This is a genomic window from Streptomyces sp. NPDC099050 (assembly GCF_044759865.1).
Taxonomy (GTDB): Bacteria; Actinomycetota; Actinomycetes; order Streptomycetales; family Streptomycetaceae; genus Streptomyces.
This window is the reverse complement of record NZ_JBIWAE010000025.1, coordinates 77,490-99,275: the sequence shown is the minus strand read 5'-3', so window position 1 is coordinate 99,275 and position 21,786 is coordinate 77,490. Positions and strand designations below refer to the sequence as shown.

20 protein-coding genes and 1 pseudogene are annotated in these 21,786 nt (G+C 71.1%); 11 read left to right on the top strand and 10 right to left on the bottom strand.

The genetic code is table 11. The annotated features are described in order from the left end of the window. Positions 1 to 224 precede the first annotated feature (224 nt). A pseudogene (locus ACIQV3_RS32900) lies at positions 225 to 666 on the top strand (LLM class F420-dependent oxidoreductase); the annotation flags it as partial. Between the two features lie 64 nt (positions 667 to 730). After that, complete coding sequence (locus tag ACIQV3_RS32895; protein ID WP_403718757.1) at positions 731 to 1,231, top strand: SRPBCC family protein; 501 nt, start codon at positions 731 to 733, stop codon at positions 1,229 to 1,231. Between the two features lie 42 nt (positions 1,232 to 1,273). Here ACIQV3_RS32895 and ACIQV3_RS32890 read toward each other — a convergent pair whose 3' ends face one another. The 4 genes from ACIQV3_RS32890 to ACIQV3_RS32875 all read right to left on the bottom strand — a co-directional run bounded on the left by ACIQV3_RS32890 (position 1,274) and on the right by ACIQV3_RS32875 (position 5,594). Then, complete coding sequence (locus tag ACIQV3_RS32890; protein ID WP_403718753.1) at positions 1,274 to 1,807, bottom strand: LuxR C-terminal-related transcriptional regulator; 534 nt, start codon at positions 1,805 to 1,807, stop codon at positions 1,274 to 1,276. Positions 1,808 to 1,819: 12 nt separating this feature from the next. Next, the gene (locus ACIQV3_RS32885; RefSeq protein ID WP_403718750.1) at positions 1,820 to 2,068 is read right to left on the bottom strand and encodes a hypothetical protein; all 249 of its coding nucleotides are present in this window, start codon (positions 2,066 to 2,068) and stop codon (positions 1,820 to 1,822) included. A 272-nt stretch (positions 2,069 to 2,340) separates the two neighbouring features. After that, entirely contained in the window at positions 2,341 to 4,368 is a 2,028-nt protein-coding gene (locus ACIQV3_RS32880; protein WP_403718747.1) for an NAD-binding lipoprotein, read from the bottom strand. A gap of 596 nt (positions 4,369 to 4,964) precedes the next feature. Continuing rightward, on the bottom strand, positions 4,965 to 5,594 hold the full coding sequence (locus ACIQV3_RS32875; RefSeq protein WP_403718744.1) for a class I SAM-dependent methyltransferase: 630 nt from the start codon (positions 5,592 to 5,594) through the stop codon (positions 4,965 to 4,967). A gap of 231 nt (positions 5,595 to 5,825) precedes the next feature. Here ACIQV3_RS32875 and ACIQV3_RS32870 point away from each other — a divergent pair, with 231 nt between their 5' ends. The 5 genes from ACIQV3_RS32870 (at position 5,826) to ACIQV3_RS32850 (ending at position 12,666) form a co-directional block, all read left to right on the top strand. Then, positions 5,826 to 7,322, top strand: a complete 1,497-nt coding sequence (locus ACIQV3_RS32870) for an MFS transporter (RefSeq protein ID WP_403718742.1) — start codon at positions 5,826 to 5,828, stop codon at positions 7,320 to 7,322. A 303-nt stretch (positions 7,323 to 7,625) separates the two neighbouring features. Continuing rightward, positions 7,626 to 8,321, top strand: a complete 696-nt coding sequence (locus tag ACIQV3_RS32865; protein WP_403718738.1) for a hypothetical protein — start codon at positions 7,626 to 7,628, stop codon at positions 8,319 to 8,321. A gap of 317 nt (positions 8,322 to 8,638) precedes the next feature. Continuing rightward, positions 8,639 to 10,708, top strand: a complete 2,070-nt coding sequence (locus ACIQV3_RS32860) for an MMPL family transporter (RefSeq protein WP_403718735.1) — start codon at positions 8,639 to 8,641, stop codon at positions 10,706 to 10,708. Between the two features lie 120 nt (positions 10,709 to 10,828). After that, positions 10,829 to 11,995 carry a sensor histidine kinase gene (locus ACIQV3_RS32855; protein ID WP_403718833.1) on the top strand — a complete coding sequence of 389 codons (1,167 nt, stop codon included), beginning with the start codon at positions 10,829 to 10,831 and terminating at the stop codon, positions 11,993 to 11,995. Beyond that, positions 11,992 to 12,666 (top strand): response regulator, encoded by a 675-nt coding sequence (locus ACIQV3_RS32850; RefSeq protein WP_403718733.1) that lies wholly within the window; start codon positions 11,992 to 11,994, stop codon positions 12,664 to 12,666. The genes ACIQV3_RS32855 and ACIQV3_RS32850 overlap by 4 nt, the downstream gene beginning before the upstream one ends. A 1-nt stretch (position 12,667) precedes the next feature. Here ACIQV3_RS32850 and ACIQV3_RS32845 read toward each other — a convergent pair whose 3' ends face one another. Together ACIQV3_RS32845 and ACIQV3_RS32840 are read right to left on the bottom strand one after the other, a co-directional pair. Next, entirely contained in the window at positions 12,668 to 13,843 is a 1,176-nt protein-coding gene (locus ACIQV3_RS32845) for a hypothetical protein (RefSeq protein WP_403718728.1), read from the bottom strand. A gap of 66 nt (positions 13,844 to 13,909) precedes the next feature. Next, positions 13,910 to 14,338, bottom strand: a complete 429-nt coding sequence (locus ACIQV3_RS32840; protein ID WP_403718725.1) for a hypothetical protein — start codon at positions 14,336 to 14,338, stop codon at positions 13,910 to 13,912. Between the two features lie 161 nt (positions 14,339 to 14,499). Between ACIQV3_RS32840 and ACIQV3_RS32835 the strand changes: the two genes are divergently transcribed. Then, on the top strand, positions 14,500 to 14,835 hold the full coding sequence (locus ACIQV3_RS32835; protein WP_403718722.1) for a hypothetical protein: 336 nt from the start codon (positions 14,500 to 14,502) through the stop codon (positions 14,833 to 14,835). A gap of 26 nt (positions 14,836 to 14,861) precedes the next feature. Continuing rightward, complete coding sequence (locus ACIQV3_RS32830) at positions 14,862 to 14,996, top strand: hypothetical protein (RefSeq protein ID WP_403718718.1); 135 nt, start codon at positions 14,862 to 14,864, stop codon at positions 14,994 to 14,996. Between the two features lie 457 nt (positions 14,997 to 15,453). On the opposite strand, the gene ACIQV3_RS32825 is transcribed toward ACIQV3_RS32830, so the two are convergent. The 3 genes from ACIQV3_RS32825 to ACIQV3_RS32815 form a co-directional block, all read right to left on the bottom strand. After that, positions 15,454 to 16,200 carry a phosphotransferase family protein gene (locus tag ACIQV3_RS32825; RefSeq protein WP_403718715.1) on the bottom strand — a complete coding sequence of 249 codons (747 nt, stop codon included), beginning with the start codon at positions 16,198 to 16,200 and terminating at the stop codon, positions 15,454 to 15,456. A 248-nt stretch (positions 16,201 to 16,448) separates the two neighbouring features. Beyond that, complete coding sequence (locus ACIQV3_RS32820; RefSeq protein WP_403718713.1) at positions 16,449 to 17,066, bottom strand: nucleoside/nucleotide kinase family protein; 618 nt, start codon at positions 17,064 to 17,066, stop codon at positions 16,449 to 16,451. A gap of 257 nt (positions 17,067 to 17,323) precedes the next feature. After that, the gene (locus ACIQV3_RS32815; protein WP_403718711.1) at positions 17,324 to 17,719 is read right to left on the bottom strand and encodes a hypothetical protein; all 396 of its coding nucleotides are present in this window, start codon (positions 17,717 to 17,719) and stop codon (positions 17,324 to 17,326) included. Between ACIQV3_RS32815 and ACIQV3_RS32810 the strand changes: the two genes are divergently transcribed. Next, on the top strand, positions 17,718 to 18,029 hold the full coding sequence (locus tag ACIQV3_RS32810; protein WP_403718709.1) for a hypothetical protein: 312 nt from the start codon (positions 17,718 to 17,720) through the stop codon (positions 18,027 to 18,029). The two genes, ACIQV3_RS32815 and ACIQV3_RS32810, sit on opposite strands and share 2 nt — an antisense overlap. A gap of 330 nt (positions 18,030 to 18,359) precedes the next feature. Here the strand turns inward: ACIQV3_RS32810 and ACIQV3_RS32805 are convergent, their stop codons facing one another. Next, entirely contained in the window at positions 18,360 to 18,887 is a 528-nt protein-coding gene (locus ACIQV3_RS32805) for an NUDIX hydrolase family protein (protein ID WP_388496734.1), read from the bottom strand. 384 nt (positions 18,888 to 19,271) lie between these two features. On the opposite strand from ACIQV3_RS32805, the gene ACIQV3_RS32800 reads away from it, so the two are divergent. Beyond that, the gene (locus ACIQV3_RS32800) at positions 19,272 to 21,749 is read left to right on the top strand and encodes an MFS transporter (RefSeq protein ID WP_403718707.1); all 2,478 of its coding nucleotides are present in this window, start codon (positions 19,272 to 19,274) and stop codon (positions 21,747 to 21,749) included. The last annotated feature ends 37 nt before the right edge of the window (positions 21,750 to 21,786 follow it).

The window sequence follows — 21,786 nt, the reverse complement described above, 5'->3', positions numbered from 1 at the left end:
CCTCGTCCAGCGCTACCTCGTGGTGGACGACCGGGCCTCGCGGGCCGCGTACACGATCCCCAGGTCCCTCGCCCGTCAGGACCCGCTGGTCGCCGCCTTCGAACCATGGGTGCGCTCCCGGATCTCCGAGCCCCTGTCCGTCGCCCAGGCCGCGCGCCCTCGGCGTCAGCGAACGCACCCTCCAGCGCACCGTGGCCCGCACGCTGGGCCGCACACCCCTCCGGCGCGTCACCGGAGAGCCGGCCGACGGCGTAATGCCCTACCTCGCCGGGCCGCGCGCCCTGGCCGAGCACATCGTCCCGGCCGCCACCGCGGCGGCCGAGGCCGCCGGGCGGCCCGCACCCCGCACCGTGGCACTCGTCCACGGCGTGGTCACCGACGACGTGGAGTCCGTGCGCGAGAAGGCCACCGAACAGCTCGCCTCCTACGTAACAGATCCCCTCCTACGCCAGGATCGTGGAACTGTCCTGCGGCCGACGGGCATCCGATGTGGCCGTCATCGGTGACGAGAAGACGGTTGCCGCCGAGGTCCGGCGCTACCGGGACGCCGGGGCGACGGAAGTGGTGTTCCCGGGAACCGACCTCGCCGGAGACGCCGACCGGCTGCGTACCTGGGCCCTGCTGGAGACCTCGCGAACTGACCTTCCGCGGGACGGACCGACATGAAGTTACCGCGGGGTAGTCTCGGGTGAGCCGGAGCGGTAGCATCCGGTCCTGTGAAGGGGGAACCATGCCTCGTACGCTGACGGTGTCCGACAGCATCGTCGTCCGTGCCCGTCCCGCAGAGGTCTACCGGCGCGTGTCCGATCCCGCACGGATGGGGGAGTGGAGCCCGGAGAACCTCGGTGCCACCGTGCACGGCGGTGCCCGCGAACCCGGCGTCGGGATGGTCTTCGACGGCCGCAACAAGCGCGGAGCCTTCCGCTGGACCACCCGGTGCACCGTGACGGCGCTCGAGCGGGACACGCTGTTCCGGTTCCGGGTGCATGCCATCGGTGTCACGCGGCCGCGGCTGCCGGGTCCCATCGCCACCTGGGAGTACCGCTTCGAGGCCGTACCGGAGGGAACCCTGGTCACCGAGACGTGGACCGACGACCGCCGGTCGTGGCCGGACTTCGTGGCGAACGCCTTCGACCGGGTCGCGACGCGCGGAAGCGTCTTCGCCGACTTCCAGCGCCGGAACATCGCCACGACCCTGCGCAACCTCAAGAAGGCCCTGGAAACCGGCTGACCCACCGGCGCCGCACCCTTGCCGCAGCCCGGGCGGATCGTGTCAGGCCAGGCCCGCTTCGATGGCCCGCCGGACGGCGGCCGCCCGGTCCGGGATGCCGGCCTTGGCGAACAGGTTGTTGATGTGGGTCTTCAGGGTGGCCTCGCTGATGAAGAGCTTCTCGGCGATTTCCCGGTTGGGCAGGCCCTGGCCGATCAGCGCGAGGACTTCGCGTTCGCGGCGCGTGAGGTCCTCGGGCAGGTCTGATCCGGGCACGGGGCCATTGGCGGTCGTGGTCGAGGTCGTGGCCGTGGCCGTGGCCGTGGCCGTGCCCGTGTTCCTGACGGTGGCGAGCAGCCGGTCCTGTACCTCGCGGTCGAGTACGGACTGACCCGCGGCGGCGGCCCGGATGGCGCGGGTGATGTCCTTGCGTCCCGCGTTCTTCGTCAGGTAGCCGCGGGCCCCCGCGCCCAGTGCGCCCAGGATCGAGTCCTCATCGGCGAAGGTGGTGAGCACGACCACCGCCACCTGCGGGTACTGCTCGCACAACCGGCGGGTCGTCTCGGTCCCGTCCATGACCGGCATCCGCAGGTCCATCAGACTGCACGGTCACACCGCACGGTCGAGCACGGGCGCGGGGCGGGCCGCCGTGTGGCGGAGGCTCCGGATGAAGATCGTCGCCAGCCGTGTGACCACCTCGGTGAGGGCCATCAGGACGAACGCCGCCACCCAGGCCTTGTCGCTGGTGATCTGGTGCGCGGCGCTGAACCGGGCGACATCGGCGGCGCCGCCGTGTTCGACCCACAGCTGGAAGCCCATCCGCGCTCCCATGCCCACGACCCACAGGGCCGCCGCCACCGCACCGGCCTTGATCAGGACGTGCTCCCCGACGGTACGGACCCGGGTGTAGACGCCCCCCCGCGATGCCGAGCGCGGCGCCCACGGCGACCAGGACCGTGATCAGTACCAGGTCGTTGCCGGCGGTGGGGATGGTGTCGAGGTAGGAGTACGCCACGAAGGCCACGATCCCCAGCGGGATCAGGAAGGACCTGAGGTCGAGCCGGCCCTCCCGAAGCTGCCGAAGACGATCAGGAGGAGGGCGCCCGGCTCCTACTCGGCCGACACGGCTCCTACCCGGCCGACACGGGTCGAGTCCGGTCGGCCGTGGGACCGGTGCGCCCGGCGGGGTCGGCCGACACCACGATCACCTCGTCCTCGGAGCTCCAGCGGTGGCGTGCGGCCTTGTGCGGGTTCAGCCGGAGGCCGTGATCCGGCGACAGGGCACGCCGCTCGTGCAGCCGGTACCCGATGGCGCATTCCCCCCGTGCGCGGGCCGCGGCGACGACGGTGGCGAAGCTCGCCTCGCTGCCCGGGCGTACGTAGGTCCCCGCAGGGCACAGTCGCACCGTGCTGCCGTCGGCGGAGAACAGCTCGCCGAACACGGGTGCGAGGTGCCGGTTCTGGGTGATCTGCGCCATGAGCAGTCCGGTCAGGTTGCCGCTGACGATGACGTCGGAGCCGGGATCGACCGGCGCCAGGGGCCGGTTGCGGTCGTCTGTGAGTTCGGTGACCACGCGGAGCTTCCGGGCGGTGCTCTCTTCCAGAAGACGCAGTCCCAGCAGCGTGACGAGCGTCCAGTCGTCGGGACGGTCGGGCCCCTCGCCCGGTTCGGGGCCGAGGACGACCAGTCCGTCGTAGCCGGAGAGGTCGAGACCCAGCAGGGTCTCGGGGTGGGACAAGGGCGCGGACCGGAAGCGTACGGTGAGTGGAGGCGAAGCCGCCGCATCGCGCCCCGGCTCGCGCCCCGGTCCCGGCTCGCGCCCCGGCCCCGGATCCGTTGCCGCGGGCGGCTCCGATGCCCGCGGTCCGGGCACGGTGAGGTCCGTGACCACGTCGAGCACGGAACCGGGCCGGGCCATCCGGCGGAGCTGTCCGACCACGAGGGGCGCCCGGCGGTTCCACCCGAGCAGGAGCAGCCGCGAGGCCTTCTCGGGCGGGGGCACGGCCGTACTGACCGCCGATGGATCGACGAGGTGCTCGCAGTCCTCAGGTCGCGCCGAGTCCTCGTCGCGGGAGAGGACGATCAAGCGGCTGCCCGGTTCGACAGGGGTGTCCGCCGGCGGGTTCAGCACCGTACGGGCGTCCGCCGTGAGCAGCCCGATGACGCAGGAGTCCGCGTAGCCCAGCAGCGCGGCGCCGAAGGGGCCGCCGTGGAAGGGGGTCGCATCGACGACGTGGAACTCGGATCCGGCGAAGTCGAGCAGGTCCCGCAGGACGAGGGAGAGGCCGGGGCGGCCCACGCACTGGGCGATCAGCCGGGCCGTGACGGTGTCGGTCCGCAGGACCGTTCCGCGCGGGCCGACGGCGAGCCGCGCCGGTGCGTGGTACCTGTCTTCGCGCACCGCGGCCAGCACCGGCGGCCCCTCCGCCGCCGTACCGAGGACCGCTCGCAGCGCCAGCAGGATCCGCAGAACCTCCGCGTCGGCGGCCGGTTCCTCCGAGGCCAGCACCAGGACCGTGCTCGCCGTCCGCGGGCTGACCAGGGTGAGCACACCGGGATCGCTCGCGGGACCGCTACGGCAGATCACACGCGGTCGTCCGCGGCCCGGGCCCGTACGAGCGGCGAGCGCCCGCTCCATCTCGGCCTTGTCCCGGTCGGCGAGCAGCACGATGGCCCTCGGCCGGCCCGGGGCCTGAGCGGCGGCCAGCTCGCTCACCACCGTGCCCGCCTGGTCCGACCATCCGAGCACCACGATGTGGCCCTCTTCCAGAACGGTCGACCGCCCCCAGCTCAGCTCGGCCATCCGGTCGGCCAGCCCCGTGGTGATCACCCCGACCAGGGTCGACACGCACAGCAGGGCCACCAGCCCGAGCAGGGCCGCGAGCGTCATGCTCAGCGGTGTTCCGGTCACGGCGCCCAAGCGCAGGGTCTCGGCGCTGGTCCGCCAAGCAGCGGTCAACCGGCCCGACAGCGAGCGCGGGGACCCGGGGTCCGTCCACACGAGCAGGGTGCTCACGGGGACGACGACGGCCAGGCAGGTGATCACCAGCCAGCCCATCAGGGTGCCGGTGCTGCGGGCCAGCGTCCGGTCGAACCGGTAGCCGGCCCGGTCCCGCAACGAAGCCCGCCGCTGTCCCTCAGGTCGTCCCACGCCCATCCGGCGCCCCCGCTTCCGGCCCCGACCGCATCCCCCTGCGCGGTCTCCACGTCCCTGAACGGTGCGGTGTGCGGCGCCGGTCCACGCATGGTTCCGGGGCTAATCCACCCATTCGGGCGGCTCGCCGGGTCGGACTACGGAGCGTCCAACCGAGCCTTGCTGTGCGCGTGGAGAACGCGCTCGCACACGAGGCCCAGGCAGGGTGCCGGCTCGTCGTCGTCGATGGCATCGGCGTTCACCGCCGGACCGTAGGGCTCGGAGACCGACCACGGCCGCTGCGCGCCACGTTCGTAGTAAGAGGTCTTCGGCTGGACACCAGTACGCCCTTGCTCCGCCTGTAACGCCACAGGTTGCCGGGGTCGTTGTGGCCGGCGCTCTGGTTGACGTACAGGTTGTCGCCGATCGCCAGGTTGTCCTGGGCGCCGCCGTTGGCCATCGGCAGGTAGTGACGCTCCAGGTCGCGCGGGGACCGGCCAGGCCCTGCTGGCCCGCTCACGGAGCAACTCCCGGCGCTGAGCGGGCAATTCCGGGAAGGCGTCGAGCGCCACCAACGCGTCCTTCGGACGGGTCCCCGGCGTGGCCGGGCCGTCGGAAGGTCAGGCGGGTCGTGTCGCGTAGCAGAAGAAGTGTTCCTCGGGCCCCGCGAGGGGATCCGCGGGTACGAAGGACGACGTGTGGTGGTGGAGCACTTCGAGGCCGGCCGCCGTCAGCTGCCGCAGGTGCTGGTCCGCGGACAGGCTGCTGACGGTCACCGGATGGCCCATCCACTCGATGTCCAGCTCCCGGATGTCTCCCGGGACCGTGGCCAGCACGAGGTACCCGCCCGGCGCGATCCAGGACGCCATCCGGTCGAGGGCGGCCGCGATGTCCGACTGGTCCATGACCAGGAGCGGGAAGAAGGAGCACACGGCGTCGAAGCCGACCGCCCGGGGGGCGTACGTGCGTACGTCGGCCTGCTCGAAACGCGCCCCCGGAACCCGGGCACGGGCCGTCTCCACCATGGCCGCCGAAACGTCGATCCCTGTCACGGCATGCCCGGCACGGACGAGCACCTCCGCCGTGGGCCTGCCGGTGCCGCTGCCCACGTCCAGCACCTGAGCTCCGGCGGGCAGTCGCGCCACGAGCCAGTCCAGGGCCTCCACCTGCTCCGGCACGGACCCGAACAGGTCGTCGTACCGCTCACCCAGCGCGTCGAACACCTCGGCCGCGCTCTTGCGTCGGGTCATGTCCCCTCCTCGTGTCGGCTGTTGCCACGCTACCGCCCGACTCGAGCCGACACCCCCGCTCTCCCCTTTTGTGCCCGTCCGCCGGCCGGGCCACCGCTTCGCCCGCGCTTCTCGCTCGCGGGGGTCCGGAACCCTGTGATCCACATCGCACTCGGCCGCCCGGACCGTTTGCGAGCACGAAGATCGCGCAGACGGGACTGCTGGAACACCCCTCGAGGAAAGGACCGGCCCATGGTGGCCCCCAATCCCCAGCAGGTGGCCGATCCCGAAGCGGTGAAGCGCCATCCCACCCTCTTCCGAGCCATCAGGCAACGCAGGAACCCCAGACTCCGCAGGACGGACATCACCGTCACGGACGAGGCGACGGTCATGCGCGCCGTCAAGGCGGCCTCGCTCGGCAACGCCATGGAGTGGTTCGACTTCGGCATCTACTCCTACCTGGCCGTCACCCTCGGACACGTCTTCTTCCCGTCCGGGAACGACACCACCCAGCTGCTGTCCTCGTTCGCCACCTTCGCCGTGGCCTTCCTGGTACGTCCGCTGGGCGGGATGTTCTTCGGCCCGATGGGCGACCGCCTCGGCCGCAAACGGGTCCTGGCACTCACCATGATCATGATGGCGGCGGGCACGTTCGCGATCGGGCTCATCCCCTCGCACGAGGCGATCGGCCTGTGGGCTCCCGCCCTGCTGATCCTCTTCCGCATGGTCCAGGGCTTCTCGACCGGCGGTGAGTACGGCGGCGCCTCCACCTTCATCGCCGAGTACGCGCCCGACAAGCGCCGCGGGTTCTTCGGCAGCTTCCTGGAGTTCGGCACCCTGGCCGGGTACGTCGGCGCGGCCGGACTCGTCACCACGCTGTACGCCGTGCTCGACGACGGCCAGATGGAGGCCTGGGGCTGGCGCGTCCCCTTCCTGGTCGCCGGTCCGCTGGGCCTGGTCGGCCTCTACCTGCGGATGCGCCTGGACGAGACCCCTGCCTTCCGGAAGCTGGAGGGCGGCAAGGCGCTCGCCACGGAGGCCGCGGACGCCGTGGAGACCACCACCAAGGGCGACCTCGCGAGGATCTTCCGCGACTACTGGCCGACGCTCGTCCTGTGCGTCTGCCTGGTCGGCGCGTACAACATCAACGTCTATCTGGTGCTGTCGTACCTGCCGACCTACCTGTCCGACGAGCTGGGCTACAGCGAGACGCACGGCCTGCTCGTCCTGCTCGGCATGATGGTCTTCCTGATGCTGGTGATCAGCCGGGTCGGCAAGCTCTCCGACCGTTTCGGCCGCAAGCCGGTGCTCATGACGGGCATGGCGGGGTTCTTCCTGCTCTCCCTGCCCGCGTTCCTCCTGATCCGTCAGGCCGGCGTCCCCGCGGTCGTGCTCGGCATGCTCGCGCTGGGGCTGTCGCTCGTCTGCCTGCTCGCGACGATGTCCGCCGCCCTGCCCGCCCTGTTCCCGACGCAGGTCCGGTACGGCTCCCTGTCGGTGGGCTACAACCTGTCGACCTCGCTCTTCGGCGGGACGACCCCGCTGGTGGTCACCGCCCTGATCAGCTGGAGCGGCTCGAACCTGATGCCGGCGTACTACTCGATGGGGGCGGCGCTGGTCGGCATCATCGCCGTGGCCTGCATGAAGGAGACCGCGCGCAAACCGCTCGACGGTTCCCCTCCCTCCGTCGAGACGCAGGAAGAGGCCGCGGAGCTGTGCGCGGCCCAGTCCCCGGACCCGAAGTTCTGAGCCGCCCGCGGCTCGGAAAGGGGCGGCGTCGACCGACACCCGGCCGCGAGGCGACCGCCGGGCCGGAGCCACGGGCAGGTCGGCGGCGCCTCCACGGCCCGGCCGGCCGCGCCGCACGACGTGTCACCGAGCTACCCGTCCGGGAGCGGCCGACGCGGCGTGCTGCCCAGGATCGGCGCCTGGCTGGACGAGAGCCCGGGCGACCGGAACTACTAGGCGCCCGCGGCGAGTTGCGACCGATCCGCCGCATCCGTCCTCGTTGTGGATGGATTCGGTAGATCATCTTCGGTGTTTTCTGCGCGGGTGCCCTTGCGGTTGGGCATGCTGGGCGAGGGCGTGATGGCGTCCGCGCCCGTCGTGTCCGGGAGCGTTGCGAGGCTGCGCGAGGGCGACTTCGCCGGCCAGGGAGCAGGAGGGGCCATGGGGTGGGTGCCGGAGGAGTTCGGGTCTTCGCACGAGGGCTGGGCGGGGGCGGTGCTGGCTGATGGGAGCGAGCCGGGGCCGGTGTATCTGGATCCCGGGAGCGGCGCGAATTTTCATGAGACACGTGAGTGGTGGGCGTACAGCGGGATCCTGAACCGGCCGCACGCGAAGGCCGCCCGCGCGGCGTGTGCCTGTGGCTGGCGGGGTGGCCGGACGTACCCGATCGACTGGACCACCGTCGAGACCATGAGCCTGTACGAGCCGGTCATCGACGGCCCCGAGGACGACTGGGCCCTGCACATCGTGGACGTCGAGTCCCGGACGGTACCGCTGCCCGCCGAGCTGGCAGCACTCCTGGACCGCGTCCAGGATCAACTGCTCCACCTGGCAACGGATGCTCCGCTCGCCGCGCTCAGAGCCGTGGCCGCCCTGGAGCGCACCACGAAACGAGCGGGCAGAAACGCCGCCTGCAACGCGAAGGACGACGAGCTCTCGGACGAGGCGATCGGAGCCGCGCTCGGACTAGCCGCGGACAAAGCCGGCTCCCGCTTGATCCACTACGCACTGCGCCACTGAACCACGAATCCCGAGGTCCGGTGTTGGCCGGGGCCGCCCTGCCGGGACCGGGGCGGTCATGACCCGCTCCCTACCCCTCGCCGCGTCCACCTGGAACAGCAGGTTTCACAGAAGCCGAGCCAGGGCCGCCGGGAGTGAACGCAGCCGGCCGGACCTGCTCACATCCGATGCCGCCTTACTCCCGTGGGAGTAATCCGCTCGCCGGGGCCGCCCACGGCAGTACCCGCGAACTCGATCTCAGGCCCGACGATCCGGCCTTCGCCCGCCGGGAGTCTTGGAAGGACAACAAGACATCCGGACCGGAGGGAGGCCCGAACATGGGGGCCGGACTTACACAGAGACAGCGACGAGCACTGCCCTGGCTGGTGCTCGCGCTGTGGGTCGCCGTGCTCGCGGTCGCCGCGCCGTTCGCCGGGAAACTCGCCGACGTCACACGGGACCGCGTCACCGACTACCTGCCCGCGAACGCCGACTCCACCCAGGTGGCCAAACTCCAGGAGCGGCTGCCCGGCGGCGAGAGCACCCAGCTCGTCCTCGTCTACCAGCGTGACGGGGCCCTCACCCCCGCCGACCGCGCGACCGCCGAGCGGCAGATCGGGCAGATCGCCGACGAGCACGAGCTGACCGACACCCCGCAGGGCGTGGCCTCCCAGGACGGCACGACGCTCATGTACCCGGTCAGCAGCAACGAACCCGGTGACGACGACGAACTGCGCATCAAGTTCGTCGACGACATCAGGGAGACCGCCCACTCCGCCGATGGCCTCACCGTCGAGGTCGGTGGCCCCGGCGCGGTCACCCGCGACTCCAAAAAGGTGTACGACTCCCTCGCCGGCCCACTGCTCTACACCACGGTTGCCGTCGTCGCCATCCTGCTGATCCTCATCTACCGCAGCCCCGTGCTGTGGCTGATCCCGCTGATCGTCGCCGGCATCTCCGACTACCTGGCCATGGGCGTCGCTTACGGCCTCAACCAGGCCTTCGGCACCTCCATCTCGGGCGCGGGCACCAGCATCATGACCATCCTGGCCTTCGGTGCCGGCACCGACTACGCCCTGCTCATCGTCTCCCGCTACCGCGAGGAACTGCGGCGCATCGAGCGTCCGTACGAGGCCATGGCGGCCGCCCTGCGCGGCTGCGGGCCCGCCGTGATCGCCTCCTCCGGCACCGTCGCCGTCGGCCTGCTGTGCCTGCTCGCCGCGGACCTCAACTCCAACCGCGCCATGGGCCCCCTCGGCACCGTCGGCGTGCTGTGCGCGCTGATCGCCATGCTCAGCCTGCTGCCCGCCGTCCTGGTCCTGCTCGGCCGCCGCGTGTTCTGGCCGCTCATCCCGGCCTTCGGCAGCACTCCCAAGGAGCGCCGCTCGCTGTTCTCGGCGATGGGCAGCTCCGCCGGACGCCGCCCGGTGACCGTCCTCATCGCCGGCGCCCTCGCGCTCGGGGCGCTCGCCCTCGGCGCCCTGAACCTGCCCGGCGACCTCAAGCAGGAGGACGCCTTCGTCGACCGGCCGGAGTCCGTCTCCGCCATGCTGACGCTGGCCGACGCCTACCCGGACAGCTCCAGCCAGCCCATCACCATCATGACTCCGGCCGACCGCCGCGAAGCCACGCTCGCGGCGGCCAACTCCACCGAGGGCGTGGCCTCCGCCCGTATCGGCCGGACGGGAGAGGGCTGGACCGAGGTGTCCGTGATCGCCTCCGCACTGCCGCAGACGGATGCGGAGACCCGCACGATCAAGAGCCTGCGCGACACGCTGGACGGCTCGCTCGTGGGCGGACCCAGCGCCCAGCAGATCGACCTGGAGAAGACCAACTCCCGTGACCAGAAGGTCGTCGTACCCATCGTCCTCCTCTCCGTCCTGCTCATCCTGATCGTCCTGCTGCGCTCCCTGGTCGGACCGCTGATGCTGGTCGCCGCCGTGGTCGCGGTCTGGGGCGCCTCCCTCGGCATCGGCGGGCTGGTGTTCGAGCCGCTGTTCGGCTTCCAGGGCACCGACCCCGCCCTCGGCCTGCTGTCCTTCGTGTTCCTCGTGGCCCTCGGCGTCGACTACGGCATCTTCCTGATGCACCGCATGCGGGAGGAATCCCTGGGCGGCGCCGAACCGGCCGCGGCCGCGCTCACCGCCCTGCGCACCACCGGCGGTGTCATCGCCTCCGCGGGCCTCGTCCTCGCAGCCACCTTCGCGGTGCTGATGAACATGGGCCTCGTCTCACTGGTCCAGCTCGGCTTCGTCATCGCGGTCGGTGTGCTCCTCGACACCTTCCTCGTCCGCACCTACCTCGTCACCAGCGCCAGCGTCGCCCTCGGCCGGAAGGTGTGGTGGCCGGGCCCCATGTCCAAGGCGCCGTCGCCCGAAGCCCGGCTCCGGGAGCCGGAGCGCGTCTGACACCTTCCCGACCCCGCGTGATCTCCATGGGCGCCCCTCCCTTGCGGGACGGGCGCCCATGTGACGGAGGATGAGCACGTGCCCGAAGCAGAACGCAAACCCCATCTCGGCGAGCGGATCATGACGCTGATCAACCGCGACCCGCGCACCGCCCAGCACGCCACCCGCCAGGACGTCCTGCTCGCCCTCGCCGTCACCGCCCTGGCCGTGCTCCTCGCCCTCGTCACCGACCCGGCCCGGCGACCGGACGCGCTGGGCTGGCTCCTGCTGATCGCGGCGCAGCTGCCGATCGTGTGGCGGCGGCGCCACCCGCTGGCGGCGCTGGCCGCGGAGGCCGCCCTGCTCCTGCCGTACCACGCCCTCGACAACAACCACGCCGCCCCCTTCCCGGTCTCGGTCGTCGTGTTGTACAGCGTCGCCGTCATCTGCCGGCCCCTGTACACCCTGCTCGCCACCAGCACGGCCATGACCGTGGCGTTGAGCGTCATGATGGTCGTCAACAGGAAGCAGGCCGCCGAGGCGCTGCGGATCTCCGGCTGGGTGTTGGCCGTGGTCTTCATCGGCATCGCCCTGCGCTTCTACCGGCAGTACGTGGCCGCCGTCGTCGAGCGCGCCGAGCGCGCCGAACGCACACGCGAGCAGGAGGTCCGCCGCCGGGTCGCCGAGGAACGGCTGCGCATCGCCCGAGACCTGCACGACCTGCTCGCGCACAGCATCACGCTGATCGGCGTGCAGACCTCCGTCGCCGCGCACGTCCTCAACGCGGACCCCGAGCGCCTGGACCGCAAGGCAATCGCCAAGTCCCTCGACGACATAGCCGAGACCTGCCGAGCCGCCCGCGGTGAACTGCGCACCACCCTGGAGGTGCTGCGCGAGCACGGCACCCGCGACGCCCGCGACCCCCTGCCGGACCTGCACGGACTGGTAGGTCTCGTGGAGGCCGCCCGGGTCTCCGGGGCCGAGGTGGACCTGACGGTCACCGACGAGGTGCCGCCCGCCGCCGTCGGCGCGGCCGCCTACCGGATCGTGCAGGAGGCCCTCACCAACGCCGTACGCCACGGAGGCAGGCAGGACCTCGGCATCCGGGTCGGCGTGCGTGCCGAGGAGGGCTCCCTGTGGGTCACCGTCACCGACGACGGAACCGGCACGGGCGGCGCCGCGCCCGGGTTCGGGCTCATAGGCATGCGCGAGCGGGCGCGCAGTGTGGGCGGAACGCTGGACGCGGGGCCACTTCCCGGCAAGGGTTTCGAGGTCAGTGCCGTACTGCCGCTGGGAGGCAACCCGTGACCATCCGCGTTCTGCTCGCCGACGACCAGGCGCTCGTACGGGCCGCGTTCGCGATGCTCCTCGAGTCGTCTCCGGACATGACGGTCGTCGGGCAGGCGGCCACCGGCCGGGAGGCCGTGGAACTGGCCCGCAAGGAACGCGCCGACCTGGTGGTGATGGACATCCGCATGCCCGACCTCGACGGCATCGAGGCCACCCGGCTGATCGCCGCGGACGAGGATCTCGCCGGGGTGAAGGTGCTCGTGCTCACCACCTACGACACGGACGAGAACATCGTCGAGGCCCTGCGCGCCGGGGCCTCCGGCTTCCTGGTCAAGGACACGCGTCCGGCCGAACTCCTGGAGGCGATCCGCACGGTGGCCGGCGGGGAGGCCCTCCTCTCGCCCGGACCGACCTCCCGGCTCATCGCCCGCTTCCTGCGCAGCCCCACCGCAGCGCCGCCCGGGGCCGGCCCCGAATGCCTCACCGAACGCGAGCGCGAGGTTCTCACCCTTGTCGCGTGCGGACTCAACAACACCGAGATCGGCGAGGCCCTCGGACTCAGCCCGCTGACCGCCAAGACCCACGTCAGCCGCATCATGGGCAAGCTGGGGGCCCGGGACAGGGCGCAACTGGTCATCACGGCCTACGAGTCGGGGCTGGTACGAGCGGGGGGACCCGCCGTGGGATGACCTACTGGGTGCAGCCGGTGACAGCGGGGTTCGAGGGACCGCAGTTGCCGGGGTTGTTGTTCGCGATGGTGGTGTGGTTCAGGGTGACGCTTCCGCCGTTGTTGTGGAGGCCGGCGGGGGCGTAGGCCGCGGTATTGCGTGTGACGCGGGAGTCGTTGAGCGTCGCGTCGCCCTGGTTGTGGATTCCGGCGCCGGTTCCTTGGGTGACCGTGTTCCCGTCGATGACGGTGTTGCGGGTGTTGAGGGTTCCGAAGTTGTAGATGCCGCCACCGGAGAAGCTCGCGGTGTTGCCGCGGATGCTGGTTTGGACGTTGATGGTGAGCGCGCCGAAGTTGGCGATGCCCCCGCCGGTTCTGGCGTCGTTGCGGCGGATCTGGCTGTCGGCGATGGTCGCGGAGAAACCGCTGCTATGGATGGCGCCGCCCAGGCCTTGCGCTTCGTTGCCGGTGAGGATGCTCGCGGTCAGGGCGAAGGGCGAAGAGATGCTGCTGTGCGAGATCGCCCCGCCGTTGCCACCGGAGACGGGGCCGGTGGAGTTGTTGGTGAAGACACTGAGGTCCACGCGCGTGGTGCCGGTGCTCAGGAGGGCGCCGCCGTGGCCGGCTTCGGTGTTGTTGCCATTGAAGTACGAACTCGCGACGCGGAGGCTTCCGTTGTTGTTGCTGATGGCGCCGCCTCCGTTGCTGGAGGTGTTGCCGGTGAGGCGGGTGTTGGTAAGAGAAGCAACGGTGCCGAATCCCAGCTGGATGGCCCCGCCCTGGGCGCCGCCTCCGGCTTTGGCGTTGGTGAGGGCAAGGTCTCGGAGCGTCAGGTTCGCGCCGGTGGTCGGGGGGAGGTTGAAGAAGCGGAATTCGTTGTCGGCCTTGTTGTCGCGGGTGAGGGTGGCGTTGCGCCCGTTGATGGTGATGGGACTGGTGATCTGGGGGAGCGCGGCCTGGCCGGGGCCGGCGACCTGCTCCGAGTAGGTGTAGGTGCAGTCGCGGGCGAGGTTGAGGGTGTCGGAGGTGGTGGGGGTGCTGTTGGCGGTGGTGATGGCCTGGATGAGGGCGGCGGGAGAGCAGGTGACGTCGATGGTGGCGGCGTGGGCGGGGGTGGCGGCCATGCCGGCGAAGGTGAGTGCGCATGCGGGTGCGGCGAGCAAGGCAGCGGCCTGGCGGGGGCGGCGCAGTGGCCTCATTGTCTGATCTCCTCTTTTGGGGAGGCGCCGGGGGCGATCCGATCATTGTTTACATCAGATCAACATCTATTCGTTTCGGGACACGCCGGGCATATGGTGTGGGGTGCCTCGTCCCGTCGTCGGCCTGCGGCGGGCCGCGCCGTCCACCGAGACGAGCTTGTGGTGCTGGGCGTAGGGCTTGCCGTCGGCCCAGGTAGGCGCGTCAGAAGTCCGGAAGATCGCCGACTGGAGGTTCTCGCACAGGGCCGCCCGTGCCCGGGCGCCGTCACCGGTCAGGGCCGTTACCCGGCCGCGCGGGGCGTCGCTCACCTCGGAGAGCGCCTTGATCTGCGAGTAGCCGCCGCTGCCGATCGTGCCGCGGTCCTGTGGATCGCTCACGATGATGCGGACCTTCACGCCGCAGACAGCGAGGTCGCCCGGGCCAAGTCGCGTGAACAGCTCGTCCCGGTAGGACGATGGGATCACCGTGGAGTGGTAAAGGGGTGCGGTGCCCACCAGGATGCGGACCTTCAGCCGATTGCCCTTCCGGGTCGATTCCCTGAGGCCGGCGTGTCCTGGCGCATCTTCTCCAGAAGACGGCGCGATCCGGGCCGGTCGGCGCGGGCGTTGCCGAGCGGGTTGGCCCGGCCCGGGACCGGCTGGCGGGGTTACTGGTGGTGCCGGACGGTGAGCGCCGCAGCCCGTTCGACCAGGTCAAGGAGCCGGGCCGGCGGGCGACATGGTCGAGGTTCCGGCAGCACGGCGATCTGGTCGATCTGGTCGATGGCTTCGGCGACGCCGCCCGCTGGTTGGACGGCGTGGCTGCGGCCAAGGTCAGCGCGTTCGCGGAGCAGGCGAGGGTGCTGTCGGTCGGGGAGATGCTGGATGTGGCCGAGCCGCGCCGGACCGCACTGCTGGCGTGCACGGTGGCGAAGGCCAGGGCGCGGGTGCGGGATGAGTTCGTGGTGATGCTGTCCAAGCGGATGGCCCGGCACGGCAAGCGGGCGTCGTAGATGAGCGCGCCGGCCGGGTCGGCCAGGTGAGCCTGGGCGACGCGCTGGCGGTCAGGCGCATCCGCGAGGTGGTGGAGACCGGTGGCGGTTTCGAAGCCCAGCTGGCGGAGATCGAGGCGCTGGCCGCGTACCGGGGCGGGAACTGGACTCCGCTGGTGTAGCGGTTCTTCCGCCCGGACCGCCTGACGATGTCCAAGCTCGCTCGAACGCTCACCTTCGTTCCGACCTCACGCGACCGCAGCGTGCTGGACGCCCTCCGGCACGCGCTCGCACACCAGCACCTGACCCGCGAGCTGATCCGGGACACGATCGTGGCTCCCACGGCGCTGGCTGGTGGCGAAGCCCCGGAGCCGGCAGCGTTGGACCTGTCGTTCGCCTCGGCGCAGTGGCGTAAGACGGTGTATGCGAAGGACCGTCCGGGGATGCTGGTGCGCCGGCATTTCGAGGCCATGGTGTTCACCCACCTGGTCGAGGAGCTGCGCTGCGGGGACGTCGCGGTGGTCGGTGCGGAGGACTTCGGTGACTGGACGTCGATGCTCCTGCCCTGGGAGCGGGTGGAGCCGCAGATCTCCGTGTTCTGCGAGCAGGCCGGCATCTCCGGCACTGCCGACCTTCAGCTCACATCTGGGATCGCAGAACGTCGACCTCGCAGCCCGGCGCGAACGGGTCGAAGCCGTGCTCGACCAGCCAGCGAACCGCCAGCAGGCTCCGCAGCGACCACCACGCGCGGATCACGTCCAGGTCGACGTCGGTGCCGTAGCCGGCGACGACGTCGGCGAGGCGTTCCTTGTGTCCGAGTGTCAAGGTGGCGAGATCGTAGAGGGCATCGCCCTGGCCGGCCTCGGACCAGTCGATGATGCCCGTGATCTCGTCGCCGTCCACGAACACGTGAGTGATCTGTAAATCGCCGTGCGTGAATACCGGAGTCCAAGGCCGGAATGCGGACTGAGCGACCTGGCGGTTGCGGGTGACCAGGTCGGCGGGCAGGACGCCGTTCGCCACAAGCCACTCGCACTCGCCGTCAAGCTCCGCTGCCAGCGCGTCCGTACCCCGGCCGGCCCGCCCCGGCCGGGGCGGCAACGGGGCGGCGTGCAACTTCCGGATGGCGGTACCCGTCGCGGCCCACGCCGCCGACGACGCGGCCGAGGGCTCGCCCAGGCAGCCGAGCGCCGTCCCGGGGACGGCGGTGATGGCAAGCACGGGCGGCTTGCGCCACAGGACCCGCGGGGTCGGGACCGGTGCCATCGCCATCGACTCGACCTCAACATCGATGCGCGTCTGATCAGCGTCCACCTTCAAGAACACCTCCCCGACACGCAGGGTCGCGCGCTCGGAATGGGCTACCACGACCTCGACCTGATCCATAAGGACCAGTATCAGGGGCGGAACCGCCAACTCGCTTTCTCGCCCTGCCCCTTGCAGGACTGGGCCGTCGGCGCGATCTACGCTCAGCGCCGTCACTATGGGTGCTTGAGCAGGCCAATGCGTCTGTCCCTCCCCAGACCTGCTTGCGGCCCCGCTGCCAGCTGTGGAGGCCGAACGTCCGGCCGCTGACCGGACCCGTACTCCGCGGGTCCGAGACGGGCCCCTGCCAGAGCGGCGCGCCCCGGTCGTCAGCGGGCGCCGACCACGAGGTCGGCGCGGTGGCGGCCGCGCGCGACGAGGAGGGCGTTGGGATCGTCCGAGCGGGCGACCCACGCGCGGGCCGACTCGGGGTCCTTGCCGTGGCGGACGTGCCGCTCGATGAGGCGCCGCACGCGCAGGCTCTCCTCGGGGGCCAAGTACCAGGCCTGGTCCAGGAGCGAGCTTACGAGCGCCCATTCCGGCGCGTCGTGGAGCAGGTAGTTCCCCTCGGTGATCACCAGGGGCACGCCCGGGTCGACGGGGATGCTGCCCGCGATCGGTTCCTCGAGCGAGCGGTCGAAGGCCGGTGCGTAGACGGTGCGTTCGCCGGGTTCCCGCAGCCTGCGGAGCAGGCAGAGGTAGCCGGCACTGTCGAACGTGTCCGGGGCGCCCTTGCGCTGCGCCCGCCCGAGCCTGTCCAGTTCGCCCCGCGCGAGGTGGAACCCGTCCATGGGCACCACCACCGCACGCTCCGGCCCGAGCGCGTCCGCGATCAGCGCCGCCAGGGTCGACTTTCCCGCACCGGGAGGCCCGGCGATGCCAAGGATCCGCCGGGCGCCCTGATCGGCCAGTCCGGCCGCCCGCGCGATCAACTCCGATGTCTGCACCCGGCCATCCTGCCCGAGTGCTGGTCTGCCGCCGCCGAGAGCGGCTACGGCCGTCCGGATCGCCCTCCGGCCAGCCGCAGTTGCCCGCCGGTGAACACGCCCTCGAATCCGTCCCCGTGGAATCGTGGCGAAGTCTGGTGGTAGCGCAGGTTCCCCGCGCTGATGTCCTCCAGGCGGTCGCAGTACTCGTCGGCTCCTGGTGTGAGGGCCCAGCGTGAGCGAGTACAGGTCGTTGACGAGGTAGCAGTGATGTGCGGTCAGGCGGTCGAGTTGCCCCCGTTCGGCCGATTCCCATTCCTCCGCGGAAAGGTTTCGCTCCAGCAGCGCGGGAAGTGTCGCGGTCCCCATAGCCGTTCGGCGCTACCGGCGCCGCTCGTCTCGTACAGGGCCTCCTGCTTGTTCTCAATGACCGTGTACACCGCGTTGAAGCGGCACCAACGGGCCAGCAGGTCGGGGTTCACGTCGGGGAAGAACAGTGCCGCCCACGTGGTGTAGTTGTCGGCATGCACCGGGGCCGGCACCCGCGGGTCGTCGCTGAACAGCCCGAATGCCAACGCATTCGCGTCAGTGTCCATTCCGGCGGAGTGGTGTGGGTTGATGCGCCAGCGAAAGCCGGTCCGCACCGGGGGAATGGTGAACGTCCGGGTTCCCATGGCCTTCCTTCTTGACGCTGATCTCCACCAGAAGCTTCCCCACGGGGCACCGGGCACACCCGTTCCGCGCCGCCGTCAGGTCGCCGGTCACCAGCTCGTAGGAGGCACCAGGCCCGGCATCGCCGGCTGCACCTGCACGCTGACCGGGCCCGAAGCCGTCGCGTACCCCGAACTCGCCGCACGGCTGGCCGCTCTGACGGGCAGTGTGGTCCGCTACGTCAAGCTGGCTCCGGACGAACTGCGCGACAGCCGCATCCGCAACGCCCACATGCCCGCCTGGCTCGCCGAGCACGTGACCGAGATCCAGTAACTCGCCCTCACCCGGCCCGAGCATCCGACCACCACGGTCGCCGACCTCCTCGGCCGCCCGCCCCGCACCCTCGACGCCTTCCTGCGGGAACACCACGCACACTCCCAGGAGTGAGGGCCGCTCCCGCCGATCCACGTCAACCGGCGGGAGGGCCGGGCAGCCGGCGGAGTTCGAGGAGGGCCACCGCGATCTTCACCGCGTCGAGATCGTCAGGGCCCGGAGGGACTGCCGGGCCCCGCGCAGTGTGGTGCGCGGATCTCGCCGGGTCGCCCGGCCGTCGAGGCGTGGCCTCTCCCGCCGAGACGCCGTCACGACCGCGGTGCGGGGCTCTCAGTAGGTGTGTCCCGTGTGCGCCAGCGCCTGCTTCAGCAGCACGCCGTGGCCGCCGGGCATCTCGTCGTGCACGGCCAGGTCGGCGGCCTCCTGGGGACTGAACCAGACGAGGTTCAGCGCGTCCTGCCGGGGCCGGCAGTCGCCCGCCACCGGGACTACGTAGGCCAGCGACACCGCGTGCTGGCGGGGGTCGTGATAGGCGGTGATGCCGGCGGTGGGGAAGTACTCGGCGACGGTGAAGGGCTGGAGGGATGCGGGGACACGGGGCAGGGCCACGGGCCCGAGGTCCTTCTCCAGATGGCGCAACAGCGCGTCACGGACCCGCTCGTGGTGGAGAACGCGGCCGGACACGAGGGTCCGGCTGACCGTTCCGTCCGGACCCATGCGCAGCAGCAGCCCGATCCCCGTGACTTCGCCGCTCTCGTCTACCCGCACAGGAACCGCCGTCACGTACAGGATCGGCATCTGGGCCCTGGCCACTTCGAGTTCATCCGTGGTCAGCCAGCCGGGCGTGGTTTCGGTCATGTCAGACATTGCTTGATCGTACTTTCCAGGTGCCGTAGCCGCAGCACCCACATGCCGGTTCACACGCGCAAGTCCCCATTCCGGCTGACGAGCGCGGCGGCGTCGGGAGATCCGCGCGAGGAGCGGGCCTGGTGCGCATGCCGGGTGCGTTTGGCAGGTCGGCCGGGTCCGGGACGCGAGGGCCCGGTCACGGGCCGGTCCGGACCCTCACCGGTTCGGGTGGTTCTCCGTACCGGCCGATGGTTCACGCCACCCCCTCCCACCGGCTCGTATGCCCGCCGGGCAGCTCCGGGACGTCAATCCGCGCGTTTGCTCCTGTTGTTGCCGAATGCGAGAAAAGGGCGGCGCAGGCGAGATTGCCTGAGGCAACGAGGGGAGCAGGACGTGGGCGGTATCACTCTGGTGACGGACGAGCAGGCCGCCGCGCGGGCGGCTCCGGTCCGCTTCGAGAAGAGGAACCGTCCCGAGCCGGGAGGCCGGGACATCGCGAGCGGGCCGCCGCCCTCCGCCGACGTGGGGCCGCAGGCCGAGGAGTTCAGCCCGCGCCGGGTCCGGCTGGTGTTCTTCGGGCTGATGCTGGCGCTGCTGCTCGCCGCGCTGGAGCAGATGATCGTCGCCACGGCACTGCCGAAGATCGTCGGAGAACTCCAGGGCCTGGACCGGATGTCGTGGGCCATCACGGCCTATCTACTCACCTCCACCATCGGGCTGCCGCTCTACGGCAAGCTCGGCGACCTCTTCGGCCGCAAGAGCGTCTTCCAATTCGCCATCGTGGTCTTCATCATCGGCTCCGCGCTCGCGGGCTGGTCGCGCACCATGAACGAACTCATCGCCTTCCGTGCGGTCCAGGGCATCGGCGCCGGCGGGCTCATGATCGGTGTGCAGGCGATCATCGCGGACATCGTGCCGCCCCGGCAGCGCGGCCGCTTCATGGGGCTGATCGGCGCGGCCTTCGGCCTCGCGTCCGTCGCCGGACCGCTGCTCGGCGGGTTCTTCACCGACCACGCGTCGTGGCGGTGGTGCTTCTACATCAACGTCCCGTTCGGGCTGATCACCATGGCCGTCATCGCCGTCGTGCTGAAGCTTCCCAAGCCCACGGTCCGGCCCCGGCTCGACGTGATCGGCGCCGTACTCCTCGCCGCGGCCTCGACCTGCCTGGTGCTGCTGACCAGTTGGGGCGGCACCGAGTACGCGTGGGACTCGCGGATGATCCTGGGACTCGCCGTCGGCGCTGCCGGAACGTCCCTGCTCTTCGTGGTCGCCGAGCACCACGCGGCCGAACCGATCATCCCGCTGCGGCTGTTCCGCGACCCGGTCTTCACGGTCACCGGTCTGGTCGGGGCCGTCGTCGGGATCGCGCTGTTCGGCGCCGCGAGTTATCTGCCGACCTACCTTCAGATGGTCGAGGGCGCCACCGCCACCGAGTCCGGGCTGCTGATGCTGCCGATGATGGGCGGGGTCGTCGTCGCCTCCATCGTCTCCGGCCAGCTGATCAGCAGGACCGGACGCTACAAGGTGTACCCCGTCCTCGGCGGGGCGCTGTCCACCCTCGGCATGTGGCTGCTGTCCCGGCTCGAGACGGACACCACCCGGCTCGCGTACAGCATGTGGATGGCCCTCCTCGGCATCGGAATCGGGCTGGTGCTGCCCGTGCTGGTCCTCGCCGTGCAGAACTCCGTGCGGCCCACCGACCTCGGCACCGCCACCAGCGCCAACAACTACTTCCGGCAGATGGGCGGCAGCATCGGAGCCGCCGTCTTCGGCACGGTCTTCGCCGGCCGGCTGACCGATGCCCTGGCCGACCGGCTGCCCGTCGGCGCCGGGCTCCCGGCCTCCTCCGCCATCACCCCGCAGCTGGTGCACTCCCTGCCTCCGAGCGTCAGGGACGCGTACGTCGCGGCCTACGCCGAGGCCATGCCGCGGATCTTCCTCTACCTCGTGCCGGTGCTCGTCCTCGGCCTGCTCATCGCCTGCTTCCTCAAGGAGAAACCGCTGGTGTCCCACAACGCCCCCGCAGCCGATTCGCTGCTCTCCGAGGCTCTCCCGCAGCCGCTCCCCGGCGAGGTCCCCGCCGCGCGGACCTCGACCGACGCCGCCCAACCGGGCGGGCTGCCGGTCTGTGGAACCGTCCGGCACCCCGACGGCAGCACGGTCCCCGGCGCAGCCCTGACCCTGATCGACGTGAGCGGCCATCAAGCCGGCCGGGGCGCCAGCGGACCCGACGGACGCTATGCGCTGAGCGTGCGCGGCCCCGGTTCGTACGTCCTGATCGCGGCGGCCGGCGGCCATCAGCCGCAGGCCGTCAGCGTGACCGTGGGCGAGCGGCCCGTCGAGCTGGACGTGGTGCTCGGCGGCGCCGGACGGCTGGCCGGCACGGTCGTCACGGCCGACGGCACCCCGGTCCGCGACGCGGCCATCACCCTCACCGACGTCCGGGGCGAAGTGATCTCCTCCACCCGGACCGGCCAGGAGGGCACGTACGCCATCTCGGAACTGGTGGCGGGGGAGTACACCCTGGCCGCGAGCGCGCCGGCGTTCCGGCCGGCAGCAGTGCCGGTGAGCGTGCGGGCCTCCCGCGAGACCCGCCAGGACGTGGAGCTCGCGGGCGGCGCGGTCCTGCGCGGCACGGTTCGCGCCGGCGCGGGAAGGCCGGTCGAGGATGCCAGGGTCACCCTGCTCGACGCGGCCGGCATCGTGGTGGACACCCTGACCACCGGTCCGGACGGGACCTTCCGGTTCATCGACCTGCCGTCGGGCGAGTACACGGTCATCGCGGCCGGCTATCCGCCGGTGGCGGCGGTCCTGCAGGTCGCGGGCGGCGGGCGCACCGAGCGGGACGTGCGGCTGGGACACGAAGGCTGACGAATGCTCACAAAAGCCGGCTGGGCTGCTCCTCCCG